Source organism: Mycobacterium sp. 1465703.0 (assembly GCF_001672975.1).
Taxonomy (GTDB): Bacteria; Actinomycetota; Actinomycetes; order Mycobacteriales; family Mycobacteriaceae; genus Mycobacterium.
Genome location: NZ_LZKU01000045.1, coordinates 1 through 12,312, shown reverse-complemented (window position 1 = coordinate 12,312; position 12,312 = coordinate 1). Strand labels below are relative to the sequence as shown.

The following is a 12,312-nucleotide window of genomic DNA, read 5'->3' as shown; positions in this document are numbered from 1 at the left end:
AGATCTTTCCGAACTGGCCGCGGCCTGCCGATCTGCACCGAGAAGGTGGACGCTTGCTTCGAGAATGCCCGCGACGCGAAGACTCGCAGTTCAGCGAGGTAGTGACGGGCCGCGGGTGGGTCTGCGGTAGGCTTTCGACCTGCTGCCGGTGGACGCACCGGCGCGCGGGCTGTGGCGCAGTTTGGTAGCGCACTTGACTGGGGGTCAAGTGGTCGCAGGTTCAAATCCTGTCAGCCCGACCAGAGTTTACGCAGCTCAGACACTGTTTCCGTGTCGAGTCAGTAAACCATGTGTGATCGGTGTGCGATCAGGCCAGACTTTGGGCGCGTGCCCGGTGGAGACTTTGGGCGGGTATGGCCAGCCGGGCGACGTCCGACGACTCAGGAACGGCGACAAATCACCCGGTTGAAACGACAAATCACCCTGGGTGAAACGACAGATCACCCGGCCAGAGGGGAGCAAATGGTCCCGGGCCTGGCGTTGACGTCGTCGTAATGCAGTTCGCCAACATGAACAGGAGACCCCCGATGTCCGCCCTCCCCACCAAGCCCGAAGACATGGTCGCGGCGTTGGTTGAGCGATTCAATTCCGGCAAGGTCGACGAGCTGTTGCCCTTGTACGAGCCGGAGGTCATGCTCGTCAAGCCTGACGGGCGACCCGTCACCGGTCTCGCCGAGATGGCTGCCGATCTTGAGTACTTGGTCAGTTTCGGACTGCCGCTGAAGGCCAAAACGCGCCACGTGTTCACGAACGACAACATCGCGTTGATCATTCTGGACTGGGCAATTGACGGCACAGGTCCCGACGGCAAGCAGGTGCACTTCCATGGCTCGGCGAGCGATGTCCTGCGCCGCGGCACGGACGGAATCTGGCGCTACGTGATCGACAACAACCAGGGGACTGCCGTGCGGCAGCCCGCCTGACACGACGGAGGAACGCCCCGGCTCCGGTCGGGGCGTTTTCTGTATGCACTCATCCCGGCTTGCGGAACCCACGCAGCTCAGACAGTGTTTTAGTGTCAAGTCAGCAAGCCATGTGTGATCGGTGTGCGATCAGGCGAGCGCTCGGCGGGTCGCCCGCTGCGATCACACACGCGCTCACACGTCCCGACCCGCCAGCAGCGATTCTGAGCGCTGGGAATGACGCGCTGGCGGGCGTGACGCGCGGCACACGCTGCACCATTCGCATGAGTCCGCCCGGCGCGGCAGCGCATAACTGCCGGACAAGGCTCTTAGTGTGCGTCGTATGAACGAACCGACCGGCGGCGGCGGTTGGCGAGCACGGCTGGCCAGGGTCGTTGCGCGTTCGTGGTGGGCAGCGGCAGCGCTTGTGCTCGCTGGCGTTGTCGTGACGTTGGGCGTCATAGACCTAGCTCTCACGGTTGCAGTCGGCCACGAACACCTGCACATGCAGTGGGGTACGCCGTTGAAGCCTTCGCAGCGGTTGGCACCGTGGGAGCACTAGTCGTCGCCTTATGGGTGTTCTTCCACAATGAGCGCGTCCGGCGCAGCGAGGAGAGGCGCGAACAGGCCGAACTCATAACCGGATGGCTCATGGAACACGTCACGAGCAAGTACGAGAAGGAAGTCAACCACTACGTGTATGTGGCGTTAGGCAACGCCTCAGAGGTCGTCGTATACGACCTGCTCGTGGTGGTCACCTGTAAGCGAGCGGATACGCCCCATAAAGCGCGGGACGAAATGGGCAGTATCGTCGATACCGAACCGCATGAATTTGAGCCGGCCAGAGATCGCCTTGCACGCACCCGGTTGAGCGTCCTGCGAAACGGTCAATGGAAAGTGCTGGTCCCGCTTTCGCATTCGTCGGTGACAGCCGACGATCTCGACATCTTTTTTCGTGACCACCGAGGGGTGTACTGGCGTCGCAGCATCCGTGGCAGTTTGGTTGTGATTCCGATATCGCGTGCTGAGGCCGACCGTGACCCCGATGCCGTAGTGCGCGCCGCCGAACGCCAACTCGGCGTGTCCGAGGCGCCTGTGAAAACCGACATTCGATACCTCAGACATGTCGACTGGCGGCCCACGTAGTGATCATCTCAGCGACCAACCCTGAGAGTGATTCATTCGAATCACTTGACTTCGCGGCAGACCACATCCAACGCACGAGCCAGCGCACGCGCCTCGGATGAGGTGAGATAGTCGGTCGCGCCGAAACCGGCGACGCGCACCAGGCGTTCCTCGCCGCCGTCGTAGGGCCCGATGAACGGGGCCACGCTGATGCTGCTGTTCGGTGGGGGTCTGTCAACAGTGGTCTCCATACGAGCAAGTGTTGTCCGATTGCTGTTGTAACACAAGGAAATTCCGCTAATCAGCCGCAAATTCTAGTAATCGAAAGCCGATTCCGAAATTGGGAATCTAGGTCCAAAACGGCGCGGCGACACACAACTGCTGGCCCACTACTGCGTCCGGCGCGGGCAACGCAAATGCACCTGTGGCGGGCCGTGGCCTCAGGAGAAAAAGCCCCGGCCCGCCCGGTGCTCAAACCGCACCCCGGGCGGGTGTCGACGAGGGGGGAAAGGAAGCCCCAGCACCCACCCGTTGCGCGGGAGTTTTATGCGGCGCTAGACACCCCGCCGCTGAGCGCCGCCCAGCAGCGACGGTTACTGGTGCCGTCTCGGTGGTAGTGGCGGTCGTCGACGGCGAAGAAAATTGCCCCGCGGCCGCATCGTTGTCCGCCCGGTCTGGTCGTCGATCACCGCGAGTGTCGGGTTGTGTTGCTCGACAGTCTCGTACAGGTCGGCGAGGTTGATTTCGGTGTTCACCGATTGTGTGGGCCGCTTGTAGTGGAATCGTTCGCGTATCCATTCATGCGGTGTGTGGAAGGTGAGTAGTCTGCCGACGATTCCGTTTTCGTCGTCCTCGAAGTCGATGTAGAGCACCGAATTGCCTTGTCGCAGTTCGTGATATGCGGTAGAGATTGCAAGCCAGGTTTTGCCTGCCTCGGATTCGCTGGCCACGCTGTGCATTTTGCGCGGATAGAACAGTCCGATGCCGTCGCGGCGAGCGCCGACTGCCGGCTGCGGCGGCGACCATTGACCGGACAGGATCGGCCCGAGATCAATCGAGCGCCAGGAGCGGCTGGGTTCGATCAGCATAGGTCCGCCTTGCTGACGCCGAGGCCGGAGGCGATGGTGGCGAGGGTTTGGTTTTCCCCGTCCCGTTGGATGTAGCCGTTGGTGATGCATGCGTTCCAAAGTGCGTCCCGCACTTCGTGGATGGTGAGTTCGCCGCTGGCGACGGGTCCGCGCATCTTGTGTGCGGCCCAGTTCAATGCGTTGTTGGTGACGCCTTCTGTTTGTTTGGAGACGTGCTCGGCGACGCCGCGCAGCCGGGCGTGGGCATCGCCGCGAGTGTCGCTTTTCACCCGCCAGCCGTGCGGGTTGCCGACCGGCTTGAGGAACACGCTTCGCGCGTGATCGGCTGCATTGACGTTGCCGATGAAATCCTGCGACGGATCAGGCCACGGCCTGGTTGCGCCGAAGTCTGCCTCGCCGGGTGTTACCGGCGCGTCGCGGTGGCAGCCGCTGCGATGGCCTTGCCGCGCAACATAGAAGCCGCAGCCGGTGCAGCGACCCGGTCCCGTGGGTGGCTTGAAGTGGGTTCCCTGGCTGGCTTGTCTGCCAGGTGCTGCTGCATCGTCCTCCATGGTTGGTTTTCTCCGTTGTTGCTCGGTCCGTCACCTTCACTGGGGTGCGGGCCGAGCGTTTTTAGTTGTGGGAGTTCGGCTGGCGGCTCACAGCTTGCCGTTGGGGGTGATCGGGCGCAGCACTTGGGGCAGCTCGTCGGCGTCGATGCGCACCGCGGATGTGCGGCCCACTTTGAACGCGGGCAGCACACCATCCGAGATGAGCTGCCGCACAGTGCGTTTAGAGACACCCAGCTCGTCGGCTGCGGTGTCGAGGCTGATTTTCTTACCCATCGTGGTGCTCCTGAAATTTTGTCGTGCCGATATGAAAGACCAAAAGCACCACGGGTGTTGGGGCGGCATTCCTGGGCACGTATTGCCCGGACGTCTTTTCGGTGTCGCCCCCCGGTCGTGCGACCCGTGGGTCTGCATTTCAAGGATTGTCGACGACGGGTGTACCACCGCGCGGCCAATGTCCGCAAGCGCCGAGAAATGACTGCCGCGGCAAGGAATTACGTGAATGCCAGCCTATGCCAGCCAGTGCCAGGCTATGCCACGCAAATCCCGGTTTTTATGTGTTGCAAACTTTTTCCTAGACACACCTATGAAACGCAAAAGACAGCCCACAGCGCAGGAGGAACCAGCAGCGGGCGATGAATCAGTTGGTGGGCTGCTCGGCTGTTGTGGCTAGTGCCGACAGCGCGGCGGCGACCTCACGGTCACGGCCGCTCACGATGGCCTGATAGGTGAGTGACGCTTTCACCGTCGAATGACCCAACCGACCCATCGTCTCCACCAAGTTGCCGACACGGGCGGTCTGAGTGCCGGCGAAATGCCTTAAGTCGTGAATGCGCACACCCTCGCGCCCAACAGTTTTCAGTGCTGGCGCGAAATGCTTGGCGAACACAGAGTCATTGAGGTGACAGCCGTCGCGCAGCGCCGGGAAAAGCAGCGCATCAGGCTTTTTGCCCACAAAGGTTTCCAGGTGGTGTTTGAGGTCGGCGCGGATGTGCGGCGGTACCACCACCGCGCGGGCCTTACCCGACTTGGGTGTGTCGATGCGGCAGCCGGAGCCCCTCGGGCTCCCCGGCTTGAGGCCGCCACGGTGGGTGACGGTCCGCGATACGAGGATGACTTCGCAGGTGTCGTCAACATCTTTGCGGCGCAGCTCGATAGCCTCGCCCCAACGCAGCCCCAGCCAAGCCGACACCAGCACGAAACAACGCAGACGTTCCGGGCGGATCGCGTCGGCCACTCGCGCGATCTCGCCGACCGACAGGATGACCGGCTCACGCTTGCGGCTCGGGTTCATGGCGCGCGGGATCATGCACGGGTTGGCCGGTATCAGTTGATCGGCGACCGCGGTCGACATGATGGCGTGCAGCAAGCCGTAGGCGTGGCTGTTGCGTCGTGGTGTGTCGTTGCCCAGCGCTGAGTACCAGCCGCGCACCAGGTCGCTGCTGATGTTTTTCAGCGGCACCTTGCCCAAGGTGTCGGCGAGCAGCCTGCTCTTGATGCGTTTGTACTCGATCCGGGTGGTCGGCTTGACGGTGCGCTGCTCGATCCAGCGGTCGGCGTATTCGTTGAGGGTGATCACGTCAGCTTTGCGCTGCCCGACGCGATGCTTCGGCGAGGTCCAGATTTGTTGATCGATGAGCCGGCGCTCGTCACCCAGCCAGCGTTCGGCATCCATGCGGGTCGCAAACGTGCTGGGCGCGTAGTGGCGTGCCAGGTCGGGCCCGATGTATGAGGCTTGGTAACGCTTGGACGACGGGAGTCGTCGTATCCAGCCCCAGCCGCGGCGTCCCTGTTTGCCTGCCATTCTTGTCAGCTTTTCGTGCGATCTGTGTGCGATCTGTAGGCCAATAGTGACACTCGCTGACACTTGTGGGCAAGGGTCGGATTCCCGTGTTTAGCAGCTAGAAGCCATTTTTGCTGTCCACAGCATACGAGCGCATTCTGCGAGATGGCAAATTCAAATCCTGTCAGCCCATCACAGGCCAGAGAATGTATTCGGGCTCACCGACCATTCGGGTTCACCGTGCCTGCACCGGGGCATCGCATTGCCCCCGCAGGGACAATGAAACAGCGGTAAAACCAATACGCGCTTTCAGTCACCACCTAAGTCGCGGGCGTTCGAGATACGATCTGGCTCAAGCGAATACCGCTTCTTACGCTAGAAGCCTCGTTAGTCTCCGGTGCGCTCGAACCTTAGGTTGAAGTTTTGTGTTCCAGCGCATGGGCCGCTGGATACTGTTTCTTGTCCTTGGCCCGCGAGTACCTCAATCGGGTCGGATGTCGGCTGCGGTAGATCCAGCTCGGCGCTTCGGTCAATCCGGACTCGGGGACCGGTAGCACTTCCGCATGAAACGGGAGCGTTGTAGTGAAGAATCCATTGGCCGTCGGCAAATACGAACGGTTCTGCTGATCTGGACTCATAGAAATAGCTCATGCAACGTTCGCCGGTGCGCAGGCAGCGGGTCTGTACAAATCCCAGCACGTCGTGCGAGCCGGCAGCTGCGCTGTGGGTGTAGCGGTACTGACCGCGGAATCCTGCCGCCGGCGAAGGCTTCCGCGGCGGCAGTGCGGCGGCGTCACCAATGCTGGCGATGTCGACGTCACCGGTTCGTGTCAGGTTGACGGTGCGAGATGTGTTGCAGTTGTTGGCGTCGGTGACCTCGTATTGGCCGGTGAAGGTGCCGTTTTGCCGCGGTTGTAGTGACACGGTTTCCCACACCTCAGGCGCAAGTCCTTGTTCGCAGCCTGCCTTCATTCCCTTCGAGATGGCAGGAGATGTGCTGAGGGCGGTGCCGACTGAGAGCCACTGACCACCGATGTCATCGAAAATAAGGGTGCGGTTGATGTTTGGGCCGGTTTTTGCTTTGGCTACGGCCACACAGCCGGTGGGAGTGCATGCAGAACGAATTTCGAGGATGCCTTGGGCGGCATCGGGGTTAAGGCCTTTGCTGCTGCCTAGTTCGATCTCAGGTCCGTAATCTGCTGTGTAGTAACCGGTGAGAGGTCCGGTGTTTCTCGTTGGTTGCGCCAGCGATGTATCGTGGGTCGCCTCAAGCCCAGCTGCAGAAGTTTGTTCTACCCAGGGGCGCAAGGCGACGACTGCGACGACGATGGCAGCTAGGGCGGTGGCTGCGACGGCCAGTATCAGGCGTTTATGTAGTGCCCGTCCTGATGCGCTCACTGTCTCTGCGCGGGACTGATTGTCGCCCGCTTCGGCAGCAGCTCGCGGGGCAACCGGTGCCGGTTGGGTTGGTGCTGCGGCCAGCACGGCAGCAACCGGTGATGTGTTCTGCTCGACGAGTGCGCGTGCGAAATCCGAACTTCGTGCGTACCGGTCGTCAGGTTTCTTGGATAGCGCGGTGGCTAAGGGTGGGTCGAATTTGACTAGGCTGTCGCGGATATCTGAGAGCTTTGGCGGTGCTGCGTTGAGGTGACGGCTGATCACCACCGCCGGGTTGGAATGGGGGTAGGGCTGTCTCCCTGTCAGCAGGTGGTAGACGGTGGCGGCTAGGGCGTACTGGTCAGCGCGGCCATCGAGGTTCTCACCCATCAATTGTTCTGGTGCGGCGTAGGCGACGGTCCCGACCGCCATGTTGGTGGCGGTAAGTCCGCTGATGTCGTCGACATTTCGTGCGATGCCGAAGTCGGCCAATAAGACCCGCTGGTCATCATCATCGCCGTCAGGATGGGTGAGCATGATGTTGGCTGGTTTGACATCACGGTGCAAGAGGCCCTGTTTGTGCGCATAGTCCAGCGCGCTAGCCACGGCGATGACGATCCGCACGACCTGCTCGACGGGCATTCCGTCTGGGTAGCGGTTGGCGAGAAGTTGAGCCCCGTCAAGACCGTCGACGTAATCCATCGATATCCACAACTGCCCGTTGAACTCGCCCCGGTCATGAACGGCGACGATGTGCGGGTGCCATAGCTTTGAGGCGAGATCGGCCTCGCGGATGAAGCGGGCGCGGTAGTCAGCGTCTGCAGATACATCGGCTGGAAGCACCTTCAGGGCGTTCTGGCGGGGGAGTCGCGGGTGATCAGCCAAGTAGACCTCGCCCATTCCTCCTGAACCAAGCGGGCGGACGATCATGTAGCCAGCAAAAACCTGGCCGGCGCTCAATTGCATGGGAAGGATATTACGAACTTAGTCGGAATTTGACGGCGAGTTCGACTACGTCACGGCGGCTTCGCAGCGTGAGTTATCTCGCGCGAAAAGTCTGTTTGCCTTCCCTGCAGAAGATGAAGGTCAGCACCGTCCTGATCCCAGACCGCAGCATGTGGGCGCCGGTGTCGCCGCCGTCGCGCTATTCAAACAGTGACGGCCGGCCGTGCGCAGACTCGTTCTGACGGCCCCAGGCACCGCTGGGCGCCAAGCGTGCATTCGCAACGCCAGGTAGTCTATGACGACTGGGTGATTTGCCCCAGTATGACTAACCAGGAGGCGGCATGGCTGAGCATCGTCACGTTGAATGGGACCCCGACACCCGACGCATCCTGACGACTCGGCTTCTCTTGCGCCCGTGGCAAGTCGACGATGCCGCGGCCGCCTATGAAATCTACGGAGCGCCGGAGGTTTCGCGTTGGCTGTGTCCGGCGCTGCCGTTGATCACCGACCAGGCGCACATGCGCGATCTATTGGGCGAGTGGATCGCCGAAAGCGACGCGACCGGCCTGCCCCTGGGCCGATGGGCCATTACCGATAGAAACTCTGGCGACCTGATCGGGGGAGTGGCACTGCTTCCACTTCCACCCGGCCGCAACGATCTCGAGATCGGGTGGCAGGTGGCACCGGCGCAGTGGGGTCACGGCTACGGCGCGGAAGCCGGTCACGCAGTGGCCCATCAAGCATTCACCAATGTTGGTGTAAGCGAGGTCTTCGCCGTCGTGCGGCCAGGCAATCATCGCGGGGTGGCTACGGCGCGGCGAGTCGGCATGGAATGGGTCGGTGAGACCGACAAGTATTACAACCTGACTCTCGAGATCTACCGACTGAGCAAGTCGGATTTGGATCTGCCAGAGCCGGCCTGCGCCCCAGCGCCGAACTGAAGTGGGTCGTAGCGCCCATATCGGCAACGACCGGGTAATCTGACGCCATGCCCGCCCAGTTGCCAGTGACACGTCGTGGACGAGCAACGCGCGACCGCATCCTCAGCTGTGCCGCCGAGTTGTTTGTGACGGAAGGTGTTTCGGCGGTAAGCCAGGATCGGGTACGGCAAGCCGCCATGGTCAGTGGCTCACAGCTGTCCCACTACTTTGCCGATAAGGACGCGCTGATACGCGCCGTCATCGCCCGGCAAACCGAGGTGCTGCTGGACTTTCATCGGCAGCCGGCGCTGAACAATCTGGACACCTTCGAGGATTACGAGAAGTGGGCCGAGCTCACGTTGGTCTCGAGTCAGCGCCGAAATCGCCAACAAGCATTGCCGACGTATGGGATGCTGGCCGGCCAACTGAGCAAGCAGAACGAGCCGACGCGCGAACTGCTCGCCGATGGCTACCGGCAATGGACGGCGCTGTTACGTCGTGGCCTGACGCGAATGAAGAAGAGCGGATTGCTTGTTGAGTCCGCTGATCCGGTGGCTCTGGCTAACGTGCTGGTGACCGCCCACGAAGGCGGAGGCCTGATGACCGGCGCGTACGGCAAGACCTGGCCGGATCGGGACGCCCTGACCTTCGCGTTGAGCTACCTGCGCCAGTTCGCCGCTCGCCCGCGTGACCGACGGTCGGCGAGGCCAGGGGCGGTGGCTCAGGCTGCCGGGGCATCGCGCGGTGGCTAGCTAACGCGTGCGCTCCGATGCTGTTTTACCGCCGCGTTTAGCGGCAACGGTCACCGGCCGGGTAGCGAACGTACGGACGTAGTCGACGGCGGCATTGAGCGCGTCGCGCAGCGGATTGATGGAATGGGTCGTCTGCGCGAGCAGCGATCCGCCTTGGTGGGCAGCGACCAGCACCCTGGCGAGGTGCAGGGGATCGGCGTCGGCGCTTAGGGTTCCACGTTTGCGCATGGAGGTCAATGCGGTGCGAAACAGCGCGACCCATTCGTCGTAGACCGCGCAGACGTCACCGCGGATATCGTCTTGGGGTGGAACCAATTCGCCCACCAAGGACCCGAATGTGCATCCGCCGCCACATTTCACATCGAGTTGCTTCTGGACGTTGAGGTCGGCCCACTTCTGCAGCGCCTCGAAAGTGTCTAGCCTGGTCAGCTCGCCTGACGTGTGAAACGCGATCAATTCATTACGGCGCCAGGCGATGATGCCGCGCACCATCGCATGTTTGTCGTTGAAGTAGTGCGTCATCTGCGACCCGCTTACGGAGGCAGCCTTGCGCACGTCGCTCGCCGCAGTGTTGTGCAGTCCCCGTTTGTACACCAGATCAGCGGCCGCTCCGACGATGCGGGCATGCGTCGCCCGACCCCGTGGGGTCAGGCCGACCGCGTTGTCATCAATCATGTCCGGCTATCAAATCAGAAGGGCTTACCGACTCACTACATGGTAGAAGGTGACCTGGGGCTTGCCACCCTCAGCGAACTGGGCCAAGGCTTCGACGCTGAGCGCGAAATGATCGGTTTGGACATGAAGGTCGACGCCGTGCTGGTTTCGGAACCGCTGGTAAAGCGTGAAATGTCCAGGCTTGTCGCGGTCTTCGTGGAGGCGAAAGGTGCTGACGTCCGCTTCGGCCAACGACTGGGGGAGTAACTTGACAAGCGCGCGCCGCAGGTCGTCGCCTTTGCCTGGCAAAGCTGTGGCCTCGGTGATCAGCACCACTTCTTCATCTGAGCCATACATGGTTGACGCTCCTTCATCGTCGCCTCAGGGCTCTGCGTAGTCACGGTAGCGAGTAATTACCTTGCGGCACCGGCGTTTCGTCTACCGGGCCCGTCTTCTGGGTATTTCAACCCACTTCCAGGCTAACATACTTGGAGGATCGCGTGAGTGGTCAATATTTTGCTGCGCGTTTGTAACTCAGCACCCCGCCAGAAACTCACCCGGGTGAAACAACGCTGGGGTGATGACGGCTCACCCTGCCGGTCAGCAGACTGGCCCTAGTTAAACGTCGACATGCGGATCACCGGGTGTCGACGCCAAGGCTACAACTCTTCTTGCGGGGCGAAAGGCGGATATGGCCCAGCGGGAGCCGTCGGGAACAATTAGCAGAAGGGTCTCACCATGCACTTCGATTCCAAGAAGGTCATCGTCGTCGGAGGCAGCGCCGGTATGGGCCGGCAGGTCGCCATCGATGTCGTTGGCCACGGCGGCAGCGCGGTGATCGTCGGCCGGTCGAAAGACCGTGTCGAGGACACCGTGACCGAGTTGACCGGCGGGGCTGGCCAAGCCTGGGGAATCACTGCGGAGTTGACCGATCGCAGCACGGTCGCCGATGTGCAACGTGTGCTTTCTGAGGAGCACGCTGATGCGACGCTGTTGGTCAACGCGGCCGGGTTCTTCATCCCCAAGCCGTTTCTCGAGTACGACGCGGACTTCTATGACTCGTACATGGATCTCAACTATGCCTTGTTCTTCCTCACGCAGACCGTCGTTGCGGGCATGATCGCCCGCGGTGAGGGCGGGTCCATCGTCAACATCGGCAGCATGTGGGCCCATCAGGCGATCGGTGCGACCCCGTCGTCGGCGTACTCGATGCAAAAGGCCGGCTTGCATGCGCTGACGCATAACTTGGCCATCGAACTTGCCGAGCACAAGATCCGGGTCAACGCGGTGGCGCCGGCCGTCGTCAAGACCCCGCTCTATGAGGGCTTCATCCCCAAAGACGAGATCGACGCCACGCTCGACACGTTCGCGCCGCTGCATCCGCTGGGACGAGTCGGCACCCCGGCCGACGTGGCCAACGCCGTGACGTATCTGCTCTCTGACGAGGCCAGTTGGGTCACCGGCGCGATTCTCAATGTCGACGGCGGCATCATGGCCGGCCGCAATTAACCCGACAACGCGGGAAATCCTAATAAAACACTCAGCGCCCTCGTCATATCAGCGGCGCACCAATGAAGGAGATCGGATGCCACGCCAATACAGCAAGAGCCCGGACGCGGTAGACGCGTTAACCCCTGAGCAATACCACATCACCCAAGAGGCCGGTACCGAGCGTCCGTTCACCGGCGAATACTGCGATAACCACGAGCCCGGCATTTATGTCGACATCGTTTCTGGTGAGCCACTTTTCGCCTCGGTGAATAAGTACGACAGTGGAAGTGGCTGGCCCAGCTTCACCCAGCCCATCGACGCAGACAACATCGTTGAAAAGCGTGACCGCAGCCACTTCATGGAACGGATCGAGGTGCGATCAGCCCACGGCGATAGTCATCTGGGCCACGTATTCACAGACGGGCCAAGGGACGCCGGCGGGTTGCGCTACTGCATCAACTCTGCCTCGCTGCGATTCATCCATCGCGACGACCTGGAAGCCCAGGGTTATGGGGAATACCTGAGTCTGTTCACGAACGGTGAGGCCGCGAAACACCACAACGTAGCCGGGCAGCTTACGAAACAGCTCCTCCATGCCCCAGAAGCAGCCACCGGCGAGGACGGCGATCTCGTTGACGTTGCTCATGACTGCTGCCCGGCGTGGTTTCCACCCGGGTGGGATACACCGGCGGCCACAACGCGCACCCCACGTACCGCAACCATCCCG

At 61.7% G+C, this 12,312-nt stretch carries 13 protein-coding genes, 1 tRNA gene and 3 pseudogenes; 8 read left to right on the top strand and 9 right to left on the bottom strand.

Annotation, left to right across the window (positions count from 1 at the left end):
• Window positions 1–165 precede the first annotated feature (165 nt).
• The 3 genes from A5625_RS03875 to A5625_RS03865 all read left to right on the top strand — a co-directional run bounded on the left by A5625_RS03875 (window position 166) and on the right by A5625_RS03865 (window position 2,048).
• Window positions 166–242 (top strand) — tRNA-Pro (locus A5625_RS03875).
• A gap of 252 nt (window positions 243–494) precedes the next feature.
• The gene (locus A5625_RS03870; protein ID WP_082984256.1) at window positions 495–923 is read left to right on the top strand and encodes a nuclear transport factor 2 family protein; all 429 of its coding nucleotides are present in this window, start codon (window positions 495–497) and stop codon (window positions 921–923) included.
• A gap of 528 nt (window positions 924–1,451) precedes the next feature.
• Window positions 1,452–2,048, top strand: a complete 597-nt coding sequence (locus tag A5625_RS03865) for a hypothetical protein (protein ID WP_156747905.1) — start codon at window positions 1,452–1,454, stop codon at window positions 2,046–2,048.
• A gap of 41 nt (window positions 2,049–2,089) precedes the next feature.
• Here the strand turns inward: A5625_RS03865 and A5625_RS03860 are convergent, their stop codons facing one another.
• The 6 genes from A5625_RS03860 to A5625_RS30520 all read right to left on the bottom strand — a co-directional run bounded on the left by A5625_RS03860 (window position 2,090) and on the right by A5625_RS30520 (window position 7,789).
• Window positions 2,090–2,278, bottom strand: a complete 189-nt coding sequence (locus tag A5625_RS03860) for a hypothetical protein (RefSeq protein ID WP_066989210.1) — start codon at window positions 2,276–2,278, stop codon at window positions 2,090–2,092.
• Window positions 2,279–2,620: 342 nt separating this feature from the next.
• Window positions 2,621–3,115: an AAA family ATPase gene (locus tag A5625_RS03855; RefSeq protein WP_066989208.1), complete on the bottom strand. Its 495-nt coding sequence runs from the start codon at window positions 3,113–3,115 to the stop codon at window positions 2,621–2,623.
• Window positions 3,109–3,666 carry a hypothetical protein gene (locus tag A5625_RS03850; protein ID WP_066989206.1) on the bottom strand — a complete coding sequence of 186 codons (558 nt, stop codon included), beginning with the start codon at window positions 3,664–3,666 and terminating at the stop codon, window positions 3,109–3,111. The genes A5625_RS03855 and A5625_RS03850 overlap by 7 nt, the downstream gene beginning before the upstream one ends.
• Window positions 3,667–3,753: 87 nt before the next feature.
• Window positions 3,754–3,939, bottom strand: coding sequence for an excisionase family DNA-binding protein (locus tag A5625_RS29485; RefSeq protein ID WP_066989204.1), 186 nt, complete (start codon window positions 3,937–3,939; stop codon window positions 3,754–3,756).
• A gap of 364 nt (window positions 3,940–4,303) precedes the next feature.
• A complete protein-coding gene (locus A5625_RS03840) occupies window positions 4,304–5,467 on the bottom strand; it encodes a tyrosine-type recombinase/integrase (RefSeq protein WP_066989202.1) in 1,164 nt (387 codons plus the stop codon).
• Window positions 5,468–5,833: 366 nt separating this feature from the next.
• Window positions 5,834–7,789 carry a serine/threonine-protein kinase gene (locus A5625_RS30520; protein WP_082984254.1) on the bottom strand — a complete coding sequence of 652 codons (1,956 nt, stop codon included), beginning with the start codon at window positions 7,787–7,789 and terminating at the stop codon, window positions 5,834–5,836.
• Window positions 7,790–8,109: 320 nt separating this feature from the next.
• Between A5625_RS30520 and A5625_RS03830 the strand changes: the two genes are divergently transcribed.
• Together A5625_RS03830 and A5625_RS03825 are read left to right on the top strand one after the other, a co-directional pair.
• Window positions 8,110–8,709 carry a GNAT family N-acetyltransferase gene (locus A5625_RS03830; protein WP_066989200.1) on the top strand — a complete coding sequence of 200 codons (600 nt, stop codon included), beginning with the start codon at window positions 8,110–8,112 and terminating at the stop codon, window positions 8,707–8,709.
• Window positions 8,710–8,756: 47 nt separating this feature from the next.
• Window positions 8,757–9,440 (top strand): TetR/AcrR family transcriptional regulator, encoded by a 684-nt coding sequence (locus A5625_RS03825; RefSeq protein ID WP_066989198.1) that lies wholly within the window; start codon window positions 8,757–8,759, stop codon window positions 9,438–9,440.
• Here the strand turns inward: A5625_RS03825 and A5625_RS03820 are convergent, their stop codons facing one another.
• The gene (locus A5625_RS03820) at window positions 9,441–10,115 is read right to left on the bottom strand and encodes a TetR/AcrR family transcriptional regulator (protein WP_066989196.1); all 675 of its coding nucleotides are present in this window, start codon (window positions 10,113–10,115) and stop codon (window positions 9,441–9,443) included. It abuts the gene before it with no gap.
• Between the two features lie 24 nt (window positions 10,116–10,139).
• Complete coding sequence (locus A5625_RS03815) at window positions 10,140–10,451, bottom strand: putative quinol monooxygenase (protein WP_066989194.1); 312 nt, start codon at window positions 10,449–10,451, stop codon at window positions 10,140–10,142.
• A 381-nt stretch (window positions 10,452–10,832) separates the two neighbouring features.
• Here A5625_RS03815 and A5625_RS03810 point away from each other — a divergent pair, with 381 nt between their 5' ends.
• A complete protein-coding gene (locus tag A5625_RS03810; protein ID WP_066989192.1) occupies window positions 10,833–11,603 on the top strand; it encodes an SDR family NAD(P)-dependent oxidoreductase in 771 nt (256 codons plus the stop codon).
• A gap of 76 nt (window positions 11,604–11,679) precedes the next feature.
• A pseudogene (gene msrB, locus A5625_RS03805) lies at window positions 11,680–12,138 on the top strand (peptide-methionine (R)-S-oxide reductase MsrB); the annotation flags it as partial.
• Here the strand turns inward: msrB and A5625_RS30665 are convergent.
• A pseudogene (locus A5625_RS30665) lies at window positions 12,124–12,231 on the bottom strand (peptide-methionine (S)-S-oxide reductase); the annotation flags it as partial. The pseudogenes msrB and A5625_RS30665 overlap by 15 nt on opposite strands.
• Window positions 12,232–12,239: 8 nt before the next feature.
• Here A5625_RS30665 and A5625_RS28930 point away from each other — a divergent pair.
• A pseudogene (locus A5625_RS28930) lies at window positions 12,240–12,312 on the top strand (peptide-methionine (S)-S-oxide reductase); the annotation flags it as partial.